The organism is Streptomyces sp. NPDC004788, assembly GCF_053601115.1.
On record NZ_JBSGBF010000014.1, the window covers coordinates 63,240 to 83,224 of the forward strand.

18 protein-coding genes and 1 pseudogene are annotated in these 19,985 nt (G+C 74.9%); 11 read left to right on the plus strand and 8 right to left on the minus strand.

Annotated features, from left to right (window positions below; all coding sequences use genetic code 11):
• Window positions 1–87 precede the first annotated feature (87 nt).
• Entirely contained in the window at window positions 88–1,113 is a 1,026-nt protein-coding gene (locus ACWEJX_RS09440) for a translation initiation factor 2 (protein WP_451606930.1), read from the plus strand.
• 175 nt (window positions 1,114–1,288) lie between these two features.
• Here the strand turns inward: ACWEJX_RS09440 and ACWEJX_RS09445 are convergent, their stop codons facing one another.
• Both ACWEJX_RS09445 and ACWEJX_RS09450 read right to left on the minus strand, forming a co-directional pair.
• The gene (locus ACWEJX_RS09445; RefSeq protein WP_451606931.1) at window positions 1,289–2,398 is read right to left on the minus strand and encodes an adenosine deaminase; all 1,110 of its coding nucleotides are present in this window, start codon (window positions 2,396–2,398) and stop codon (window positions 1,289–1,291) included.
• Window positions 2,399–2,776: 378 nt separating this feature from the next.
• Complete coding sequence (locus tag ACWEJX_RS09450) at window positions 2,777–3,535, minus strand: GntR family transcriptional regulator (protein ID WP_403789632.1); 759 nt, start codon at window positions 3,533–3,535, stop codon at window positions 2,777–2,779.
• A gap of 178 nt (window positions 3,536–3,713) precedes the next feature.
• Here ACWEJX_RS09450 and ACWEJX_RS09455 point away from each other — a divergent pair, with 178 nt between their 5' ends.
• From ACWEJX_RS09455 to ACWEJX_RS09465, 3 genes and pseudogenes are all read left to right on the plus strand, one after another.
• A complete protein-coding gene (locus ACWEJX_RS09455) occupies window positions 3,714–3,956 on the plus strand; it encodes a lipopolysaccharide assembly protein LapA domain-containing protein (RefSeq protein WP_451606932.1) in 243 nt (80 codons plus the stop codon).
• Window positions 3,953–4,300 (plus strand): hypothetical protein, encoded by a 348-nt coding sequence (locus ACWEJX_RS09460; RefSeq protein ID WP_451606933.1) that lies wholly within the window; start codon window positions 3,953–3,955, stop codon window positions 4,298–4,300. The genes ACWEJX_RS09455 and ACWEJX_RS09460 overlap by 4 nt, the downstream gene beginning before the upstream one ends.
• 266 nt (window positions 4,301–4,566) lie before the next feature.
• Window positions 4,567–5,097: pseudogene (locus ACWEJX_RS09465) on the plus strand (GNAT family N-acetyltransferase); the annotation flags it as partial.
• Window positions 5,098–5,237: 140 nt separating this feature from the next.
• Here the strand turns inward: ACWEJX_RS09465 and ACWEJX_RS09470 are convergent.
• On the minus strand, window positions 5,238–5,570 hold the full coding sequence (locus ACWEJX_RS09470) for a DUF6204 family protein (protein ID WP_403789635.1): 333 nt from the start codon (window positions 5,568–5,570) through the stop codon (window positions 5,238–5,240).
• A gap of 127 nt (window positions 5,571–5,697) precedes the next feature.
• On the opposite strand from ACWEJX_RS09470, the gene ACWEJX_RS09475 reads away from it, so the two are divergent.
• Window positions 5,698–7,677 (plus strand): DUF5107 domain-containing protein, encoded by a 1,980-nt coding sequence (locus tag ACWEJX_RS09475; protein WP_451606934.1) that lies wholly within the window; start codon window positions 5,698–5,700, stop codon window positions 7,675–7,677.
• On the opposite strand, the gene ACWEJX_RS09480 is transcribed toward ACWEJX_RS09475, so the two are convergent.
• From ACWEJX_RS09480 to ACWEJX_RS09490, 3 genes are all read right to left on the minus strand, one after another.
• The gene (locus tag ACWEJX_RS09480; RefSeq protein ID WP_451606935.1) at window positions 7,678–8,532 is read right to left on the minus strand and encodes a class I SAM-dependent methyltransferase; all 855 of its coding nucleotides are present in this window, start codon (window positions 8,530–8,532) and stop codon (window positions 7,678–7,680) included.
• A gap of 129 nt (window positions 8,533–8,661) precedes the next feature.
• Window positions 8,662–9,180, minus strand: coding sequence for an N-acetyltransferase family protein (locus tag ACWEJX_RS09485; RefSeq protein WP_451606936.1), 519 nt, complete (start codon window positions 9,178–9,180; stop codon window positions 8,662–8,664).
• Window positions 9,181–9,269: 89 nt separating this feature from the next.
• Window positions 9,270–9,833 (minus strand): GNAT family N-acetyltransferase, encoded by a 564-nt coding sequence (locus tag ACWEJX_RS09490; RefSeq protein WP_451606937.1) that lies wholly within the window; start codon window positions 9,831–9,833, stop codon window positions 9,270–9,272.
• Window positions 9,834–9,952: 119 nt separating this feature from the next.
• Here ACWEJX_RS09490 and ACWEJX_RS09495 point away from each other — a divergent pair, with 119 nt between their 5' ends.
• From ACWEJX_RS09495 to ACWEJX_RS09505, 3 genes are all read left to right on the plus strand, one after another.
• Window positions 9,953–11,122, plus strand: coding sequence for a sulfite oxidase (locus tag ACWEJX_RS09495; protein WP_451606938.1), 1,170 nt, complete (start codon window positions 9,953–9,955; stop codon window positions 11,120–11,122).
• A 90-nt stretch (window positions 11,123–11,212) separates the two neighbouring features.
• The gene (locus ACWEJX_RS09500) at window positions 11,213–12,457 is read left to right on the plus strand and encodes an aminotransferase class I/II-fold pyridoxal phosphate-dependent enzyme (protein ID WP_451606939.1); all 1,245 of its coding nucleotides are present in this window, start codon (window positions 11,213–11,215) and stop codon (window positions 12,455–12,457) included.
• Window positions 12,458–12,513: 56 nt separating this feature from the next.
• Window positions 12,514–13,665, plus strand: coding sequence for an MBL fold metallo-hydrolase (locus ACWEJX_RS09505; protein WP_451606940.1), 1,152 nt, complete (start codon window positions 12,514–12,516; stop codon window positions 13,663–13,665).
• Here the strand turns inward: ACWEJX_RS09505 and ACWEJX_RS09510 are convergent.
• Both ACWEJX_RS09510 and ACWEJX_RS09515 read right to left on the minus strand, forming a co-directional pair.
• Complete coding sequence (locus ACWEJX_RS09510) at window positions 13,645–14,304, minus strand: DedA family protein (RefSeq protein ID WP_451606967.1); 660 nt, start codon at window positions 14,302–14,304, stop codon at window positions 13,645–13,647. The two genes, ACWEJX_RS09505 and ACWEJX_RS09510, sit on opposite strands and share 21 nt — an antisense overlap.
• A 334-nt stretch (window positions 14,305–14,638) precedes the next feature.
• Window positions 14,639–15,421 carry an MBL fold metallo-hydrolase gene (locus tag ACWEJX_RS09515; RefSeq protein WP_451606941.1) on the minus strand — a complete coding sequence of 261 codons (783 nt, stop codon included), beginning with the start codon at window positions 15,419–15,421 and terminating at the stop codon, window positions 14,639–14,641.
• A gap of 173 nt (window positions 15,422–15,594) precedes the next feature.
• On the opposite strand from ACWEJX_RS09515, the gene ACWEJX_RS09520 reads away from it, so the two are divergent.
• The 3 genes from ACWEJX_RS09520 (at window position 15,595) to ACWEJX_RS09530 (ending at window position 19,942) form a co-directional block, all read left to right on the plus strand.
• Window positions 15,595–15,999, plus strand: a complete 405-nt coding sequence (locus ACWEJX_RS09520) for a serine integrase family protein (protein WP_403789644.1) — start codon at window positions 15,595–15,597, stop codon at window positions 15,997–15,999.
• 244 nt (window positions 16,000–16,243) lie between these two features.
• Window positions 16,244–18,445 (plus strand): phage holin family protein, encoded by a 2,202-nt coding sequence (locus ACWEJX_RS09525; protein WP_451606942.1) that lies wholly within the window; start codon window positions 16,244–16,246, stop codon window positions 18,443–18,445.
• Between the two features lie 66 nt (window positions 18,446–18,511).
• Complete coding sequence (locus tag ACWEJX_RS09530; RefSeq protein WP_451606943.1) at window positions 18,512–19,942, plus strand: amino acid permease; 1,431 nt, start codon at window positions 18,512–18,514, stop codon at window positions 19,940–19,942.
• The last annotated feature ends 43 nt before the right edge of the window (window positions 19,943–19,985 follow it).

Below are 19,985 nucleotides of genomic sequence, written 5' to 3' on the forward strand. Positions count from 1 at the left end.
TGCCCCTGGTGAGGATGTTGCAACCATCTCGGACGCTGTGCAACTGTCGTGCGAAACCTCGCAGTTCACAGCTCGGGAAAGGCTGCCGTGACAGATCGCGATCCCATTCGAATCGGACCGCTGCAGACCGACTGCTACGTCTTCGAGGGGGACGGTACCCGTCCGATCGTCGAGGAGAACCTCAAGATCTACTTCGACGCCGACGAGCCGGTCTACCTCCCCGAGGACGTCCGGCGCTGGCGCCAGGAGATCGAGGAGGAGCAGCGCACCCGGGCCGTCGCCGGGGCCGACCGGCGCTGGAACCACCCCCGGTTCGCCGTCGAGACGATCGCCGTGACCCGCAGCGACGACGTCGAGGACCCGATCGTCGAGATCCGCTTCTCGCCCACGGACTACTTCACCTTCCTCGCCGCCCAGCAGCTCGACTCCCGGCGCCTGGAGGAGGGCGACGGGGCCGGGTTCACCCTGCGCGAGCACTATCTGGCCGGCCGGGACCCGGTGACCGTGAACGGGTTCCTGTCCAGCAGCTTCGGTGCCAACGTCGCCGTGGTGACCGGCCAGGACAACCGCATGCTGTTCTCCCGGCGCAGCGCCACCGTCGGCGGCAACGCCGGGTTCTGGAACTCCTCGGCCAACGAGGGGCTCTCCGGCAAGCACGACCTCAAGGACGGCGTGCCCGACCTCTTCGGGGCCGCCCGCCGCGCGCTGCGCGAGGAGCTGGCGGTGCATCGGAGCGACGCCTGCGAGGTCGAGCTGCTGTCGCTCGGCATGGATCTCGGCCACCACCAGTGGGCCGCCTTCTTCCTGGCCGTGCTTCCCGACCTGAGCGAGGCGGACCTGCGGGACCGCTGGAGCCGGGGCGTCGACGACAAGTGGGAGCACGCCGAGTTCCGCTTCGTCCCCGCCGAGCCGGACGCCGTCCTCGACTTCCTGCTCGACCCGGACAACCGCGAGCAGTGGACGCCGTGCGGGCCGGCCCTCTTCTTCCACGCGATCGTGCGGCTCATGGTCCGCCGCCTCGGCGACGCGGGCGAGGGCCGGCTCGCGGTGGAGCGGGCCATCGCCCCGGCGGTCGCGCGGGCCGAGGCGAAGGCGCAAGCGGCCGCCGGCTGAGGGGGGCGGCTCCACTCGTGCGGCCGGGCATGGGCGGCCCGGGCGGTGGCGTACGGGGGAGGGGGGCCCGTACACCACGGGCTCGTACGTCCCGGCTGCGTACGAGACGGAGACGTTCGAGCCGGAGACCTACGTCCCGGAGGCGTACGCCGCCGGGGTTGGTCGACCCGGTCGGTCAGGCGGTCGCGAGGGCCGCGTAGCCCGGACGGATCAGCTCGTCGATCAGGCGGCGGCGCTCCGGGAGCGGGAGGAAGGCGGACTCCAGGGCGGCGATCGTGAACTCCTCGAAGACCTCCGGGCCGTAGCCGAAGGTGTCGGCCATGTGCTGGAACTCCTCGCTCATGGTGGTGCCGGAGACCAGACGGTTGTCCGTGTTGAGGGTGATGCGGAAGCCCAGGCGGCGCAGCTCGTCGATCGGGTGCGAGGCGTAGTCCTTGGCGGCGCCCGTCTGGAGGTTGGAGGTCGGGCAGACCTCCAGGGCGATGCGGTTGTCGCGGACGTACGAGGCGAGGCGGCCCAGCGTGCCGTCCTCGGCGATGTCGTCGGTGATCCGCACGCCGTGGCCGATCCGCTCGGTGCCGCAGACCTGCACGGCCTCGTGGATGGACTCGGCGCCGACGGCCTCGCCCGCGTGGATCGTGAAGTGGCAGTTCTCGCGCTTCAGGTGCTGGAAGGCGGGCAGGTGGCGGGCCGGCGGGTTGCCGATCTCGCCGCCGGCGATGTCGAAGCCCGCCACGCCGTTGTCCCGGTGCGCGACGGTGAGCTGCGCGATCTCCAGCGAGCGGTCGGTGTGGCGCATGCCGGTGAGGAGGGTGCGGACGGTGATCCGGCCACCGGTGCGGCGCTCGCCCTCGCGGAAGCCCCGGTTCACGGCCTCGACGACCTCGTCGAGGGTCAGCCCGGCCTCCAGGTGCTGCTCGGGGGCGTAGCGGATCTCGGCGTAGACGACCCCGTCGGCGGCCAGGTCCTCGGCGCACTCGGCCGCGACGCGCTCAAGGGCCTCGCGGGTCTGCATCACCGCGCAGGTGTGGGCGAAGGTCTCCAGGTACCGCTCCAGCGAGCCGGAGTCGGCGGCGTCGCGGAACCAGACCGCCAGCTCGGCCGGGTCCTCGGTGGGCAGCCCGGTGTACCCGCAGGCGCGCGCCAGCTCGACGATCGTGGCGGGGCGGAGTCCGCCGTCGAGGTGGTCGTGGAGGACGGCCTTGGGGGCCTGCCGGATCCAGTCGGCGACGACGGGGGAGGCGACGGGGGAAGCGGCAGCGGTGAGGTTGTCAGACAAGTGCATGGCCGGGAAGTGTACGCCACCCAGAGCGGGTGGTGATGTGACGGTGGCGACAGGCGTTGGCCCCGCCGCCGCCGTGTGGTGGGTTGTGGGCCGCCCGGGACGGCGACGGTGACGTCAGCGACGCGCTCGGGGCGCTGCATGCCGCCCGCCGCTGGCAGCGCCGCCGGCGCCGCTCGGGGTGCTTTCCGGCGCCCGCCGCTGGCAGCTCCGCCGACGCGCTCGGGGCGCTGCATGCCGCCCGCTGCTAGCGACGCCGCCGACGTGCTCGCAGTGCTCCCCGCCGCCCGCCGCTGGCAGCGCCGCCGACGCGCTCGACGCGCTGTCCGCCACCCCGGCGAGCGCCCCGGCCGGCCCCTCGGTTCGGCTGGACCCGCCGCCTCAGTTCGACTGGAGCAGCGGCAGCGCGGGCGCGCCCGTCGGGAGCATGTGCTTGGCGGCCAGGACCGGGGTGCCGTCGACCCGTACCACCTGCGTGACGAGCACCGCCGGGGTGTCGGCCGAGCGGCCCAGCTGCTCGCCCCTGCGGCGGCCGAGCAGCGTCGCCGTGACGGCGCTGTGCCCCGCGAGCGGCACGCCCCGCGAGGCGCCCGCGAGCACCGCCAGCATGGAGGTGCGGTCCGGCGCGGCCGTCGCGCGCAGGGCCTCGGCGAAGGCCGGATGGGCCCGCTCCAGGACCTCGTCGGCCGCCGCCCACTCATGGCTGAGCGCCGCCGGGCCCGCCTCTCCGACCAGCACGGACTCCCAGAACCGCAGCTCGGCCGCGGCCGGGGCGAGCAGGTGCTGGGTGGTGAAGTCGGTGGGCTCCTCGACCGTGCGCAGCAGCCCGCGGACACGGAGCGGCGCGGCCGCCCCGAGCAGCTCCTCAAGGGCCTGCACGTGCTCGAAACCACGCCGCGGCGGGTGCGCGTTGACCGTCCGGCCCACCCCGCGCCGCACCGTGAGCAGCCCGTCCTCCTGGAGCAGCAGCAGCGCCTCGCGCAGCGCCGGCCGGCTCACGCCCAGTTCGCCCGCCAGCTTGGGCTCGGAGGGCAGGGCGGAGCCCGGCGGGTAGGTGCCGTCGTGGATGGCGTCCGCGATCCGCTCGTAGAGCGCGACGACCGGGCGTCGCTGCTGTCCGCGCTGTCCGCCGGCTGCCACGGGACCTCCTCGGGCTGGCTCCTGCTCGTACTTTCCGTACCTTCCTCCGACTACCGTAGTCGGCCCGCGTTGTCTGACAAGTCACTCGTACGGCCCTCTCCGCAGGCGCCGAGAGGCGGGAAGCGGCCCATCCTGGTGGGACCGACGACGGACGGGACGACGGAGGAGAGGGCCGGCCATGAGCCCCAGGGAGACATCGAGCGCGGGCGCGGCCCGGGCCGGTGGAGTCGTGACCCCCGGCCGGGTCGCGATGGCGGCCGTCGCGGTCCTGACGCTCGTCCTGATCTTCGAGAACACCCGGCAGGTGCGGGTCAGGCTGCTGATCCCCGAGGTGTCCATGCCGCTCTACCTCGCGCTGCTCGCCACCACGCTGCTCGGCGCGCTCTGCGGGTTCTACCTCGCCGCCCGGAGGCGCAAGTGAGACGCGCGACCGTCCTCGGCGCCGGTGCGCTCCTCGCGCTCGCGGCCGTCGCCGTCAGCTCGGCGGAGTCGCTCGCCGCCACCGACGCCCCCGAGGGGCAGGCCACGCCGGACCTCCTCGGCCAGGGCCTCTGGCGGGTCTTCACCGGCCTCGACCCGCGCACCCGCCTCGACGTCCACGACGTGGCGGGCGCCGACCGGCGCGTGCTCTGGCCGCCCAACTGGCGCGTCTGCACGCAGCACCCGGCGCCGGGAACGCCGCGGCAGGCACGCGGCCGGGTGGTGGTGGGCGTGGTGAAGAAGGGCGAGACGTGCCCGGCGCGGGTGACGGCGGCGCGGCGCTGAGCGGGCTCCGGCTCGGGCGTGGGCGCCGGCGCGGCTCCGGCCCCCGCTCCGGACCCCGCTCCGACGCCTGCGAACGGGGCGGGTCGTGGGCCGGTCGTGGTCGGGCCGGGCGACTGTGGTCCCCGCGCCGCCGTCAGTCCTGACCTCCGTCAGTCCTGACCTCCGTCGGTCCGTGGGCCTCCGTCGGTCCGTGATCCCGTCGGTCCGCGATCTCCGTCGGTCCGTGGCTTCCGTCGGTCCGTGATCTCCGTCGGTAGGCTGGACCCATGCCTGGTGATCTCGGAGAGTACGTCGCTGTCGGGAGCCGCGTCGGGCTGCGGCCGTTCACGGCAGCCGACGCGGACGAGTTCACCGCGCGGGCGCGGGAGAGCCGTGAGCTGCACGCGCCCTGGCTCTTCCCGCCGCTGACGGCAGAGGCGTACGCCGCCTACGCCGGGCAGTTGACCGGCAACCCGTGCAGAGCCGGCTTCCTCGTCTGTGACACGGCCGACCGGTCGATCGCGGGATTCATCAACATCAACAACATCGTGCGCGGCGGCTTCCTCTCCGGCGCGCTCGGCTACGGCGCCTTCGCGCACGCCGCCGGGCGCGGGCTGCTCACCGAGGGGCTCGGGCTCGTCCTCGCACACGCCTTCGGGCCGCTCGGGCTGCACCGCCTGGAGGCGAACATCCAGCCCGGCAACACCGCCTCCCGCGCCCTCGTGCGGCGGGCCGGCTTCCGGCTCGAAGGGTTCTCGCCCGCGATGCTGTTCATCGACGGGGCCTGGCGGGACCACGAGCGCTGGGCGATCACCGCCGGCACGCCCGCCGCTCCCGCCGACACTCCCGACGCCGCCAACCCGCACGACTCTGCCAACACCCCCGACGCCGCCGGCACGCCCGCCGCTGACGACGCCGCCGACCCGCCCGGCGTCGCCGACACCCCCGGCGGCAAGCCTCAGCGCTTGTAGTTGATCTTCATCGTGTCGAGGTCGGTGACCGAGGACCGCAGGCCCTTGTAACCGTGCCCCAGTTCCTTGAGGGCCGTCTCCACCCGGTCCTCCGCGAGCGCGCCCGCCATCTCCTCGCCGTCCGCCGCGTCCGAGACGACGACCAGGCGGTACGAGAAGTGCTTCAGCGCGCGGTCGTAGGTGAGCGAGCCCTCCTCCGTGAACGTCATCGCCGACAGGCCGTGCTCGTCGACCTCGGCGAGCAGCCGCGTGCGGCTCTCCTCCGACAGTCCGTCGAACGTGCCCCGGACGATCACCCGGTAGGTGTGCTGCTCGCTCATTCTCCGCGCCTCTCTCGGTAACGGACCAAGCCTAGGTCGACGTGTGCACACCGCAACGGAATTTCTCGGTCAAGCCCTCCCGAGGGGGTTGTCCACCCCCTGGCCAGCGGTGGTTCCGGCGTGTTCCATGGTCGACATGACGACCGTACGACGTGCCGTACTCACCCTGCCCGCGGCGCCGTTGGGCCCGGACAACCCGCTGCCCGCGCTCCGTCTGCTCACGAAGGCCGGAATCCCCGCGGTCGACGCGCGCGACCGGGCGGCGCTGCCCCGCGACATGGCCCGGCAGCTCGGCCGCGGCCCGCTGCGCACGCTGCTCCCGACCCGGGTGCGTGACGGATACGGGCGCGAGCGCACCCCCACCGAGCTCGACACGATCGTGATCGAGAACGACCGGCTCCGCGTCACCGTGCTCCCCGGCCTCGGCGGCCGGGTCCACTCCCTCCTCCACAAGCCGACCGGCCGCGAACTCCTCTACCGCAACCCGGTGTTGCAGCCCGCCGCGTTCGCCCTCAACGGAGCCTGGTTCTCCGGCGGCATCGAGTGGAACATCGGTGCCCGCGGCCACGGCACCCTCTCCTGCGCCCCGCTGCACGCGGCCGTCGTCCCCGCCCCCGACGGCGGCGAGATGCTCCGGCTCTGGGAGTGGGAGCGGCTGCGCGACCTGCCGTTCCAGGTCGACCTGTGGCTGCCGGAGGGCGCCGAGCACCTGCGGGTCGCCGTCCGCGTCCGCAACCCGCACGAGCGGACGGTGCCCTGCTACTGGTGGTCCAACACCGCCGTCCCCGAGGACCGCCGGATCCTCGCCCCCGCCGAGACGGCCTGGCACCACGGCTACGAACGCGCCCTGCGCCGCGTCCCGGTGCCCCGTACGACCGACGGCGCCGACCGCACGTACCCCCTGAACTCACCCCACGCCGCCGACTACTTCTACGCGCTGCCGGACGGACAGCGGCGCTGGATCGCCGCGCTCGACGAGGACGGCACCGGGCTCGTGCAGACCTCCACCGACGGGCTGCTCGGCCGCAAGCTCTTCGTGTGGGGGACCGGCCCCGGCGGCCGGCGCTGGCAGGAGTGGCTCACCGAGCCCGGCACGCCCGGCTACGCCGAGATCCAGGCCGGGCTCGCCCGCACCCAGTTGGAGCACCCGCCGCTGGAGGCGGGGGAGGAGGTCTCCTGGCTGGAGGTGTACGGGCCGCTGAGCGCCGACCCGGCCGCGGTGCACGGCCCCGACTGGGCGGCCGCGCGCGCGAGCGTCGAGGACGCCCTCGCCGAGGCGCTGCCGCGCGCCGAGGTCGACGCGGCGTACGAGGAGTGGCGGGCGAGTGGCGCCGACGCCGAACCGGGGCCGCTGCTCGCGACCGGATCGGGCTGGGGTGCGCTCGAAGTGCTGCGCGGAGGATACGAGTTGCCGGGCACGCCGTTCCCGGACTCGCTGATCGGTGAGGAACAGCGGCCGTGGGTGGGCTTGCTGCGTACGGGTGCGCTTCCCGTCCCGGAGCCCGGCGCCGCCCTGTGGTCCACCCCGGTCGCCGACGCGTGGCGCGACATGCTGGAGACCGCGCCCGCCAACCCCGTCACCGAGTACCACCTCGGCGTAGCGCAGTGGGCCGCGGGCGATCTGGCCCAGGCGGTACGGAGCTGGGAGCGCGGTCTGAAGAACGCGGCCGAGCGCTGGCCCCTGCTCTACTGCATGGCCGTCGCCGACCGCGAGGACGGGCACACGGAACGGGCCGCCGAGCGGTACGCGGAGGCGTTCGACGAGCAGCTCCGGGGCCGGGACGGCGGCGACCCGGTCGTCACCGCCGCCCTCGCCCGCGAGGCCGTCCCGGCCCTGCTCGACGCCTCCCGCGCGGCCGACGCCCGCGCCGTCCTGAACCGCCTCCCGGACGAGGTCCGCGCCCGCGGCGCCTTCCGCTTCCTGGAGGCCCGGGTGCTGCTCGCCGAAGGGCGGCCGGACGAGGCCCGCGCCGTCTTCGACGCGGGCTTCGAGGTGGCCGACCTGCGGGAGGGCGCGGAGGAACTGGGCGAGCTGTGGTCCCGTATCACGGACGAACCGCTGCCCGCAGCCTACGAGTTCAGGATGCGTGCCCCGTCCGACGGGTGATCAGACCCGGCACAGGATCTCGCCGTGCGGGACCATGAACCAGCCGTCGTGCTCCTGGCCCCAGGCGCGCCACGCGTCCGCGATCGAGGCCAGCTCCTCGCGGGTCGCGTGGCCGCCGTCGACGGTCAGCCGGGCGTACGCCGACTCGGTGGTGCGGTCGGCCCACAGGCCGCTCCACCAGGCGCGCTCGTCGGGTGAGGCGAAGCACCACGCGGCGGCGGACGAGGTGACGTCGGTGAATCCGGCCTCGTGGGCCCAGGCGCGCAGCCGTCGGCCGGCGTCCGGCTCGCCGCCGTTGGCGCGGGCCACGCTCTGGTACAGGGCGGCCCAGCGGTCCAGGCCCGGCGACTGCGGGAACCAGGTGAACGCGCCGTAGTCGCTGTCCCGCGCGGCCACCACGCCGCCCGGCCGGCACACCCGCCGCATCTCCCGCAGCGCCTGCACCGGGTCGCCCACGTGCTGCAGCACCTGATGGGCGTGCACGATGTCGAACGAGTCGTCGGGGAAGTCCAGCGCGTGGACGTCGGCGACCGCGAACTCGACGTTCTCCACGCCCCGTTCGGCCGCTGCCGCCCGCGCCTTCTCCAGCACGTCCTCAGCCGTGTCCACCGCCGTCACCCGCCCCGGCGCGACCCGCGCGGCCAGATCGGCCGTGATGGTCCCCGGCCCGGCACCCACGTCCAGGACGTCCAGCCCGGCGCGCAGCTCGGGGATCAGATAGGCGGCGGAGTTCTCGACGGTGCGCCACGCGTGCGAGCGCAGGACGGACTCGTGGTGGCCGTGGGTGTAGACGGCGGTCTCGCGCGGGGCGGACGACGCGGTCTTGCCGGTTCCGGCTTCGTCGGCGTGAGGCATGGCTGGGCTCCCAGGGGTGAGTGGGTGCGGTGCGGTGTGTGGTGCGTGGTGCGGTGCGGTGTGGTGCGCGGTGATCACGGTACGCCGATCATTCACATCATGAGACCCCATTCTCACGATGCGGACGCGCTAGCTGAACAGACTGCACACATAGCGGAGTTCGCGCAGCGCCAGACCGCCGGTCTCCTCGACCACGGCCGCGCCATCAGGGCGCCAGCCGGCCGCCTCGTAGAACGCGCGCGCCCGGACGTTCCCCTCCAGCACCCACAGCCCGGCCTCCCGGAACCCGGCCGCACCCATCGCCGCCACCGTCGCCCCGAGCAGCGCTCGCCCCACCCCGCGCCCCCACGCCTCCGGCACGGCGTACAGGGCGGACAGCTCCGCGGTGACCGCCCGGTCCAACTCCTCGCCGGGCCAGGCCCGGAAGCAGGAGAAGGCCTGCGCAGCCCCCGTGTCGCTCGTGGCCAGGAGCACCGTCGGCGCAACGGACGCCGACAGGCGGTCGCGCCAGACCGCCGTGCGTTCGGTGATGTCGAGGCCGTCGAGAAACGCGGCGGGGATCAGACCGCGGTAGGCAGCCTGCCAGGAGCGGACATGGACGGCCGCTATGGCGGCCGCGTCGGAGGCATGGGCGATGCGGATCGGCATGGCGGGCATTGTCGGCGGCGTCCGTGAGCGTCGGCCATCGGTTTCCGGGCGGCTCGGGCGCCGGCCCTGAGGGGACGGTAAGGGAGCTCTCAGGCCGATAGGCCATGGCGCGCTGACCAACCGTCGGCCTGCCCCGGCCCGTGCCACTCCCATCTCCGCTCCCCGTCCTCGAACGCATCCGTCGGCTCCAGGCCCGCCGCCCGTGCCACCGCCGCCGAGGCCTCGTGATCCGGGTGGATGTGCGCGACCAGGGTCGGCACGGCCTGCTCGCGGAGCCAGGCCGCCAGGGTCGTCGCGGCTTCGCGGGCCAGGCCGTGGTGTTGCCAGGCGGTGCCGAGGACCCAGGCGATCTCGGCGGCGTCGGGCGTCACCGTGGCCTGGACGGTGCCGATCGCCGCGCCGTTCTCGCGCGATCGCAGCACCCAGTTGCACCAGGCTGCCGAGCGGGGGTCCGGCGGGCCGGCCAGGAGGCGGACGTAGCGGGCGCGGAGGGCGGGTTCGGGGAGCGGCGCGCCGCCGATGAAGGTGTGGAGGGCGGGATCGGCGAGGGCCTCGGCCATCTCCGGGGCGTGGTCGAGGCGGAGCGGCTCCAGGTCGAGGCGGGCGCTGTGCAGCGGGATGGCGGTGAGCAGGGTGAGGTCGGGTGCGGTCATCCGTACAGGCTGCCCCATGGCCTCGTATGCCGCCGAGACCCCACGACTTGACGGAGCCTCACATGACGGGCCCGTGAACGGACCTCCCGCGCCCCCGCCCCGCCCCTACCCTGGCCCCCATGACCGCCCCCGCCCGCCGCACCCTCCTCAAGGCGCTAGCCGCCGCGCCCGCCCTGTCCGCGCTCGGAACCGTCCCGGCCGCCGCAGCCTCCGGCATCGTCAAGCCGCTGCCGGCCGAGTACTTCACGATCCGCGGCACCAACGCCGAGGCCCGTTACGAGTCCTTCGCCGACACCGGCCCGCTCACGTCCAACGCCCGCTTCTTCGTCCGCAACCACACCTCCACCCCCGTCCTCGACGCCGCCGACTGGCGCCTCACCGTCTGGGGCGACGGACTGCACGGCCGCAGTCCCGTGCACTTCGGCTACGGACAGCTGCGCGACCTGCCCGCCGTCACCCGGACGGCCGTCATCGAGTGCGCGGGGAACGGTCGCAGCCTCTACGCCACCCAGCAGGGCGAGACGGTCACCGGCACCCCCTGGACGCTCGGCGCCATCGGCGCCGCCCGCTGGCGCGGCGCGCGGCTCTCGGACGTGCTGCGGCTCGCCGGGATCGCCGCCGACGCCGTCGACGTGATGCCGCGCGGCCTCGACGACGAGTACGTCACCGGCGGCGTCAGCCTCGGCCGGGTGCGCCGCCCGCTGCCCGTCGCCAAGGCGCTCGACGACGTGATCCTCGCGTACGAGATGAACGGCGAGCCGCTCCCGTACGACCACGGGCACCCGGTCCGGCTCGTCGTCCCGTCCTGGGTCGGCATCGCCTCCATCAAGTGGCTCGGCGACATCGAGGTGTCCCGCGCCCCGCTCGCCTCGCCGTGGACCACCGAGTACTACCGGATGTTCGGCAAGGCGTATCCGCCCGGCGGCAGCGCCCCGCTCACCCGGCAGACCCTCAAGAGCGCGTACGAGCTGCCCTTCGGCGCCACCCTGGAGACCGGCCGCACGCACCGGCTCACCGGCCGCGCCTGGTCCGCCCTCGCGCCCGTGCGCCAGGTCGACGTCTCCGTCGACGGCGGCGCCCACTGGCGACCCGCCCGGCTGCTCGACGCCCCGCGCCTGGGCGGCTGGGTCCGCTGGACCGCGCCCTGGCACCCGCACCGCACCGGACCCGCCACCCTGCTCTCCCGGGTGACGGACGCCGCCGGGAACACCCAGCCCGAGCGGGCCGTGCACAACACCCAGGGATACCTCTTCAACGCGATCGTCCGGCACCCCCTCACCCTCGCCTGAGGAGCGAACCGTCCCAAACCTCCGTATAAAGGGCTCTGTAGCGGGCAACTGTGCCGGTACGGACGTGCGGAGGTTCGGGAGGTTCGGGACATGCGGCAGACCGCCCCGGAGGGCCGCGGCCCGGTGCGTTACGGGCCGCCCGCGCCGGAGCCGGGACTCCCCGTGCTGCCCCGCCTCACCGCCGTGCTCGCCGCCGCCGCGGACCGCACCGCGCCCGAACCGCCCGGCGGCGGGCCCGTCCTCCGCGAGGCCGCCGCCGGCTACTGGTGGCGGCGCGGCCTGCGCACCCACGCCGAGGACGTCGTCGCCGCGCCCGGCGCCCCGCCCCTGCTCTTCGCCCTGATCGCCGCCCACGGCGGCGACCTGCTGCTGCCCCGGCCCTGCCCCGCCTGGTGGACCCCACAGGCCCGGCTCCTCGGCCGCCCCGCCTACCACGTGCCCACCCCCGCCGAATGCGGCGGCGTGCCCGACCCGTACGCCCTCCTGGAGACCGTCCGCCGGATCCGCGCCGAGGGCGGTCACCCCCGCCTGCTGCTGCTCTCCGTCGCCGACGACCCCACCGCCACCGTCGCCCCGCCCGAGATCCTCCGCGAGGCGTGCGAGGCGGCCGTCGCCGAGGGGCTGCACATCATCAGCGACGAGACCTGGCGCGACACCCTGCACCGGCCCCAGGACACCGTGCTGCTCAGCCCCGCCGAGATGTGCCCCGACGACGTCACCGTCCTCACCGACCTGGCCGGTGCCCTCACCCCCGCCGCCTGGCCCTGCGCCGTCGCCCGCTTCCCGCCGACCGCCGTCGCCCGCGCCGACGGCTACGGCGACCCCCGGGCCCGTACCCTCGACATCCTCACCGCGCTCGGCGCCCTCGTGCCCGGCCCCTTCGCGCCCGCCGCCGCGCACGCCCTCGACGAACCCGAGGACGTGACCGTACGGGCCCGGCTCACCGCCCGCCTGCACGGACGGGTGGCCGCCGCCGCCCACCGGGCCGTGCTCGGCGCGGGCGCCCTCGCCCGGCCCCCGCAGGCCGGCCGCCACCTCTACGCCGACCTCGGTCCGCTGCGCGCCGGACTCGCCACCCACGGCGTCGCCGACTCCCTCGAACTCGAGAACCACCTCACCGCCCGGCTGGACACCCCGGTGCCCGGCGGCCACCGCTTCGGCGACGAACTCGGCGCGCTGCGCGTCAGGTTCGACACCGCCGCCTTCCTGGGAACCACCGAAGAGGAACGGACGGAGGCCCTCACCGCCCCGGCCCCCGAGGAACTGCCGCACGTGGCGGCGGCATTGGGCCGCTTCGGAGCCACCCTCGACGAACTCTCCCGACTCTCCCGGTAGCAAAGCCACGTGAAAGAACCGCAGCATTCAGCAGCATTCAGACGGAGGCAGCAGAGATGACGGAACAGACGGCCCGGCCGCCCCGGGCCCCGCACTCCGCCCGCACCCCGCACACCGCCCCCGCTCCCCACGCCCCGGACCGCGGCGGTCCCCACGCCCCGGACCGCGGCGGTCCCCATGTCCCGGACCGCGCTGCTCCCCACGCCCCGGACCCCGTCGCTCCCGCTCCGCCGCCCTCGTCCGTGCTCCAGCCCGTCGGCCGGCTGCGCCTCGACTGGCCGCGCAGCTTCGCCGACCGGCTCACCGCACCGCTGCCCGGCGTCCGCGCCATGGCCCGGTTCGCCCGCGAGGGCGCCGTCCGCCCCACGCCCGAAGGGCTCCGGGACATCCAGCGGCTGCCCTTCGAGCCCGGCCCGCTGCCCGAGGCCGGGCCGGACACGCTCGCCGTCACCTGGGCCGGACACGCCAGCTGGGTCGTCCGGATCGGCGGTCTCACCGTGCTCACCGACCCCGTCTGGTCGCGCCGCATCCTCGGCACGCCGGCCCGGCTCACTCCTGTCGGCGTCCGCTGGGAGGACCTGCCGCCGGTCGACGCGGTCGTCATCAGCCACAACCACTTCGACCACCTCGACGCGCCCACCCTGAAGCGGCTGCCACGCCGCACCCCCGTCTTCGTCCCCGCCGGGCTCGGCCGCTGGTTCACCCGGCGCCGGTTCAGCCGGGTCACCGAGCTCGACTGGTGGGAGGCGGCCGAACTCGACGGCGTGCGCTTCGACTTCGTCCCGGCGCACCACTGGTCCAAGCGCACCCTGCGCGACACCTGCCGCTCGCTGTGGGGCGGCTGGGTGCTCCGCGACCTGCGGGCCGGCCGCCGGGTCTACTTCGCGGGCGACACCGGCTACGGCCACTGGTTCGGCGAGATCGGCCGCCGCCATCCCGGCATCGACCTCGCGCTCCTGCCCATCGGCGCCTACGACCCGCGCTGGTGGCTCGGCGACGTCCACACCGACCCGGAGGAGGCCGTCCGGGCCTTCCAGGACCTCGGTGCGCGTCGGATGGCCCCCATGCACTGGGCCACCTTCGTGCTCTCCGCCGAGCCCGTCCTCGAACCCCTCACCCGTGTCCGAGCCGCCTGGGAGAAGGCCGGACTGGCCCGCGAGGACCTGTGGGACCTGGGCGTCGGGGCCTCACGGGTGCTCGTCGCGTGACGCTGCGGGCGTCTCGGCGCGCTGCCGGCGCAGCCGCCGCCACAGCGGCGGCACCGCGCTGATCAGCAGCGTCAGCCCCACCGCCGCCACCACGCCCTCCCAGGGCTCGGGGAAGAGCGAACCGCCCAGGATGCCGATGAGCTGGTACGTCGCCGCCCACGCCAGACACGCCGGCAGATCGCCCCGCGCGAACCGCCGCAGCGGCATGCCGGCGAGGAGACACGCCAGCATCACCGGGATCCGCCCGGCGGGCACGAGCCGGGAGAGCACGAGCACCGACACCTGATGGCTCTCCAGCCGCTCCTGCGCGTGCGCGAGGCGCTCCGGCGTGACCCGGCCGCGCAGCGACGCCAGCCACCGCGAGCCGCCCCGGGACCGCACCCCGCGCTGGCCCAGCCAGTACAGCGCGAGATCGCCCAGGAACGCGGCGCAGGACGCCACCAGGAACACGAAGAGGAGCGAGAGCGGCTCCGTCTGGTGGAAGGCCACCACCGCGGCCGAGCTCACGATCGCGCCGGTCGGCACGACCGGCAGCAGCGCGCCGAGCGCGACCAGGAGGAAGAGGGACGGATAGCCGACGGCCTGCTGCGTCGACTCGGGCGGCAGCTCCCGCACCGCCGCCACGAGACGGTCGATCACAGGACGCCACCCGACCGGGCCGGCCTGTGGCAACTCGGCGGTGTCGGCCCGCGGCCACCGGGCCACGCCGCCCTGATGCCGCTCCAGGGTGTCGGCCCGTGGCCCCCGGGCCACGTCGGCCCGCGCCCACTCGACGGCGTCGGCCTCCCGCGACCCGGCCGCGTCGCCGGGCTCGTCGGCCCGCGCCCACTCGACGGCGTCGGCCTCCCGCGACCCCACCGCGCCCACCCCGTCGGCCTGTCGTCGCCCGCCCCCGCCCCGCCGTCGCCCGCCCCCGTCCGCCCGCGGCCGCGCCCCGGCCCGCTCGGTCCTCCGAGCCGGCTTCCGTCCCGCCTCATCGCGCCACCTCCGGCCGGACCCGCTCCCCGTGGCCGAGCAGGTGCACCGCGACCTTCGGGGCGAGCCGGGCCGCGTGGCGGGCGAACTCGTCGCCGGGGGAGTGGAACTCGTGCGGCCGGACCGCGTCCATGCCGATCGGCCAGTACGTGCCGTAGTGCACGGGCACCGCGGCCGCCGGGGACAGCGCGGCGAGCGCCACGGCGGCCCGGCCCGCGTCGAGGTGGCCCGGTCCGAGGTACGGGCCCCAGCCGCCGACCGGGAGCAGGGCCACGTCGACCGGGCCGACCGCCTCCGCCATGTCGTCGAACAGCCCGGTGTCCCCGGCGAAGTAGGTGCGGGCCTCGCCCTCCACCACGTAGCCGAGCGCGGGCGAGCGGTGCGGGCCGACCGGGAGCCGGCGCCCGTCGTGCCGCGCGGGCACGGCCCGTACGGTCACGCCCTCGACGGTCACCTCCTCGCCGGGCACGATCTCGGTCATCCGCAGGCCCCGCTCGCGGAGCAGCCGGCGCAGCGCCGGGACGGCACGCGGGGCGCCGCCCGGCACGATCAGCCGGGTGCCCGGGGCGAGCCGGGCCAGGGAGGGCAGATGCAGGTGGTCGGCGTGCAGATGGGAGACGAGGACGGCCTCGGCGCGGGCGGCCTCGGGCGGCGGTGGCGCGCCGCGCCTGCGCCGCAGATGGGCGAGGCGGCGCGCGAAGAGCGGGTCGGTGAGGAAGCGGACCCCGGAGTCCTCGACCGTGCACGTGGCATGACCCCACCAGGTGACCTCCACCGGCACGCCGCCCTCTTCCGTCGCCGCCCGCCGGCCCCGGCCGGGGCTTCCCGGTCAGGACCCTTCCGTAACGAGGGTAAATGTCCGGAGCCGCCGGTGTGGCCGGTCTTCACCGGACCGACCCCAGTTGGTATACCGGACCCCTCCTCGGGGACCCGGTAACGCAGTAGGGTCGCTCCATGGACGACGTTCGGGTGGCGGCGATCGCCAGCCTCACCCCGCTCGAAGAGCTCGACGACGACCCCTTTCTGGTCGACACCCGCACCCAGCACGCCATGTGCGACCGCTGGGCCGGTGACAAGGGCTACACGGTGACGCGAAAGCTGTTCTGCTACGGCATCAGGCCCGACCACGAGGCACTCTGGTCGGACGTCGACGAGGGTGCCGTGAACCTTTTCGTCGCGCCGAACGAGCGGGTGCTCGCCCGCGCGTTGACGGACGTGCCGCGCTTCTTCGACGAGTGCGCGCGGCGTGGGGTGCGCCTGGAGACCGCGGGCTTCGACGAACCCGCGTACGACGCACCGATGAAGGCGGGGGTGCACCGCAGGCTGTCGATGCCCACCGCCGGGTACGACGGCTCCTGAGGCGGCGCTCGCCTCCCTGCCCGTTGTCCCCGTCGTCCCTCTCATGCCCCTCATCCCCCTCATCCCCCTCATCCCCCTCATCCCCCTCATCCCCCTCATCCCCCTCATCCCCCTCATCCCCCTCGTCACAACGTCCCCATCGCGGCGGAAGTACGGGCCCGTTGTGCCACGCTTGAAGCAGGAAACGGGTGAAAGGCGAACGGGCGTGGGCGAGCGGCATGGGTGAACGGCGTGGGTGAGCGGCGTGGGTGACAGGCGCGGGGGTCCCGGCCGCTGGCGGAGCGCGGGGAGCGCGCTGCTGCGGGTCGTCACGGTGTGGGCGGTGTCCACCCTCACCATGCTCGTCCTGGCCGGACTGCTGCCCGACTTCCAGCTGCAGTCCGCCGACGGCGACAGCGTCACCCGGATCGCGCTCACCGCCGCCTTGGGCGCGGGCGCCTTCGGTCTGCTCTCCGCGCTCGTCTGGCCGCTGATCGTGCGCGCCCTGCTGCTCGTACCGGCCCTGGTGCTCGGCCTGTTGGCGTTCTTCCTCAACGGTTCGCTGCTGCTCCTCGCGCTCCGGCTGATCCCCGACGGGGGCGGCGCCGCCACCCCCGAGACCGCCGTCGTGGTGGCCGCCGTGATGTCCGCCGTCGCCTCGGCGACCTCCACCGGGCTGGCCGTCCGCGACGACGAGGCCTACCGGCGCCGGCTCTACCGGCTCACCGACCGCAAACGCCCCCGGATCGCCGGCGAGGGCGCCGAGACCGTGCCCGGCACCGTCTTCCTCCAACTCGACGGCGTCGGCCACCGGGTGCTCACCGACGCCGTCGCCGCCGGCCGGATGCCCACGGTCGCCGACTGGCTCGCCCGCAGCCACACCCTCACCCCGTGGCGCACCGACTGGTCCAGCCAGACCGGCGCCAGCCAGCTCGGCATCCTGCACGGCTCCAACGAGGACGTGCCCGCCTTCCGCTGGTACGAGAAGGACACCGGCCGGCTCATGGTCTCCAACCGGCCGGCGAGCGCCGTCGAGCTCCAGCGCCGCGCCGTCGCGCGCACCGGCGACGGCGGGCTGCTCACCTTCGACGGGGCCTCCCGCGGCAACCTCTTCAGCGGCGGCGCCGACCAGCTCGCGCTCGTCCTGTCGATGGCCGCCCGCCGGGGCCGCCGCAACCGCTCGCGCGCCGGCTACTTCGCGTACTTCTCCGACGCCGCCAACGCCGTCCGCACCGCCGGCTCCTTCGTCGCCGAGGCCGCCCGGGAGATGGGCCAGGCGGTCCGCGCGCGGCTGCGCCGCGAGTCGCCGCGGGTCTCGCGCGGCGGGCTCTACCCCTTCGTACGGGCCTTCGCCACCGTCGTCGAGCGGGACGTCGTGGTCGCGGCCGTGATGGGCGACATGCTCGCCGGGCGCACCGCCGTCTACGCCGACCTGGTCGCCTACGACGAGGTCGCCCACCACTCCGGGCCACGCGGCCGCGACACCGACCAGGTCCTCGGCCGGCTCGACCGGGCGCTCGCGCTGATCGCCAAGGTCGCCGAGCACGCGCCCCGCCCGTACCGGATCGTGCTCCTCTCCGACCACGGGCAGAGCCCGGGGGAGACCTTCGAGGCCGCCTACGGGCTGACGCTGAAGGAGCTCGTCCGGGCCGGCTGCGGGCTGCCCGTGCCGCGCCGGCCGCGCCGCCGGCCGCGCCGTCCGCGTCGGGGGCGCCCGGGGACGGAGTCGGGGGGCGGTTCGGAGGCCCGGGACGCGGCCCGTGACGCGCTGCGCAGCGCCCTGCACCGGCCGGTGGACGAGGCGGACGAGGCCGGCGCGGAAGGGCAGGAGGCGGCGGCGGTGGCCGCGGCCCGGGCGCCCGCACCGGTCGTCCTCGCCTCCGGCAACCTCGGCCTGGTCTCCTTCCCCGGCGTGCCGCACCGGATGACCCGCGAGGAGATCGACCGGCTCCACCCGGCGCTGCTGCGCGCCCTCGCCGAGCATCCGGGGATCGGCTTCCTGCTGGTGGCGAGCGAGGCGCACGGCTCGGTGGTGCTGGGCCGCGACGGCGGCGAACTCGTCGAGGTGCCGCTCTCGCACCTCGCCGACGACGAGGGACCGCTCGCCGGCCTCGGCCCGGGCGCCGCTGACGCGGTGCGGCGCACCGACGGCTTCCCGCACGTCGCGGACATCATGGTCAACTCGACGTACGACCCCGAGGCCGGCACCGTGCACGCCTTCGAGGAGCAGATCGGCTCGCACGGCGGCCTGGGCGGCGAGCAGACGCAGCCCTTCCTGCTCTGGCCGCGCGAGCTGACACCGCCGCCGGCGGATCTGGTGGGTGCGGAGCGGGTGCACCAGGTGCTGCGGGGCTGGCTGCGGGAGAGCCAGGGCCCTCAGGTGCCGCTGGAGATTTCCCCGTCGAGCGCGGACGCGGAAGCATTTCTTCCGGTCGAGGGGCCCGCCGTACGGGACAAAAACGGGTGATTTGGAGCGTCGTCCCGCCATCCGGACCATGGTGGCGTTTGTACGACGAGAGGCGCACCACCCCCCATGAGCACGGCCACGACCGCACCCCCCACTCCCCACCTGGAACGGGACCCGCAGCCCCGCAACCACGCCCGCCGCTTCGGACTCCCCGTCGCGACCGCCCTGGTCATGGGCAACATCATCGGTGGCGGCATCTTCCTGCTCCCCGCCTCCGTCGCGCCCTTCGGCACCATCAGCCTGGTCGCCTTCGGCGTGCTCACCCTGGGCGCCATCGCCCTCGCGCTCGTCTTCGGCCGGCTCGCCCGCCGACTCCCGCAGACCGGCGGCCCGTACGTGTACGCCCGCGCCGCCTTCGGTGACTTCGCCGGTTTCCTGGCGGCCTGGTCGTACTGGATCACGGCCTGGGTCTCCAACGCGGCCCTCGCCGTCGCCGCCGTGGGCTACCTCGACGTGCTCGTGCCCGTCCACGAGTCCAAGCTCGCCACCATCGCCGCCGCGCTCGCCTTCCAGTGGCTGCCCGGCCTCGCCAACCTGGCCGGCACCCGGTACGTGGGCGCGGTGCAGGTCGTCGCGACCGTGCTGAAGTTCGTGCCGCTGCTCGTCGTGGCCGTCGGCGGGCTCTTCTTCTTCGATCCGGCCAATCTCGGCCCGTTCCAGGCGAGCGGGGGCAGCCCGCTCGGCGCGGTCTCCGCCTCCGCCGCGATCCTGCTCTTCAGCTACCTGGGCGTCGAGTCCGCCGCCGTCAGCGCCGGCGAGGTCCGCGACCCGCGCCGCAACGTCGGCCGCGCCACCGTCCTCGGCACCCTCGGCGCCGCCGCCGTCTACCTGCTCGGCACGCTCTCCGTCTTCGGCACCGTCGCCCACGACAAGCTGGTCCACTCCGCCGCGCCGTTCTCCGACGCCACGAACATCATGTTCGGCGGGTCCTGGGGCGGCGCCGCCGTCGCCTGCATGGCCATGGTCAGCATCCTCGGCGCGCTCAACGGCTGGACCCTGCTCAGTGCCCAGGCGCCCTACGCGGCCGCCCGCGACGGCCTGTTCCCGAACGTCTTCACCGTCAAGCGGCGCGGCGTCCCCACGGTCGGCGTCGTCGTCACCGTCGTCCTCGCCTCGCTCCTGACGGTCTACAACTACACGGCCGGCACCAAGGGCGTCTTCGAGATCCTTGTCCTCGTCACCACCTTCACGGCCACCGTGCCCTACCTGCTCTCCACCGCCGCGCAGATCCACTTCCTGCTCTCCGGGCAGCGCGAGAAGGTCTCCCGCGCCCGTCTCGCCCGCGACGGCGTCCTCGCCCTCGCCGCCTTCGGCTTCTCGCTGTGGCTGGTCGCGGGATCCGGCTACGCGGCCGTCTACCAGGGCGTGCTCTTCCTCTTCGTCGGCGTCCTCGTGTACGCGGTGATGGCCGCCCGCAAGGCCCGCGCGGGCGGCGCGACCTCGCGGCCGGCGGAGACCGGGGAGGCGCCCGGAACCCCGGAGATCCCGGAGGGATGACCCCGGATGGGGTGAAATCCGGGCCGGCGAGGTAGGCCCGGCC

Excerpts from the sequence above, each read along its gene's own strand:
- ACWEJX_RS09445 (WP_451606931.1), bottom strand. The coding sequence starts at position 2,398 with ATGCACTTGTCTGACAACCTCACCGCTGCCGCTTCCCCCGTCGCCTCC.
- ACWEJX_RS09455 (WP_451606932.1), top strand. The coding sequence starts at position 3,714 with ATGAGCCCCAGGGAGACATCGAGCGCGGGCGCGGCCCGGGCCGGTGGA.
- ACWEJX_RS09470 (WP_403789635.1), bottom strand. The coding sequence starts at position 5,570 with ATGAGCGAGCAGCACACCTACCGGGTGATCGTCCGGGGCACGTTCGAC.
- ACWEJX_RS09475 (WP_451606934.1), top strand. The coding sequence starts at position 5,698 with ATGGTCGACATGACGACCGTACGACGTGCCGTACTCACCCTGCCCGCG.
- ACWEJX_RS09480 (WP_451606935.1), bottom strand. The coding sequence starts at position 8,532 with ATGCCTCACGCCGACGAAGCCGGAACCGGCAAGACCGCGTCGTCCGCC.
- ACWEJX_RS09485 (WP_451606936.1), bottom strand. The coding sequence starts at position 9,180 with ATGCCGATCCGCATCGCCCATGCCTCCGACGCGGCCGCCATAGCGGCC.
- ACWEJX_RS09490 (WP_451606937.1), bottom strand. The coding sequence starts at position 9,833 with ATGACCGCACCCGACCTCACCCTGCTCACCGCCATCCCGCTGCACAGC.
- ACWEJX_RS09495 (WP_451606938.1), top strand. The coding sequence starts at position 9,953 with ATGACCGCCCCCGCCCGCCGCACCCTCCTCAAGGCGCTAGCCGCCGCG.
- ACWEJX_RS09500 (WP_451606939.1), top strand. The coding sequence starts at position 11,213 with ATGCGGCAGACCGCCCCGGAGGGCCGCGGCCCGGTGCGTTACGGGCCG.
- ACWEJX_RS09505 (WP_451606940.1), top strand. The coding sequence starts at position 12,514 with ATGACGGAACAGACGGCCCGGCCGCCCCGGGCCCCGCACTCCGCCCGC.
- ACWEJX_RS09520 (WP_403789644.1), top strand. The coding sequence starts at position 15,595 with ATGGACGACGTTCGGGTGGCGGCGATCGCCAGCCTCACCCCGCTCGAA.
- ACWEJX_RS09530 (WP_451606943.1), top strand. The coding sequence starts at position 18,512 with ATGAGCACGGCCACGACCGCACCCCCCACTCCCCACCTGGAACGGGAC.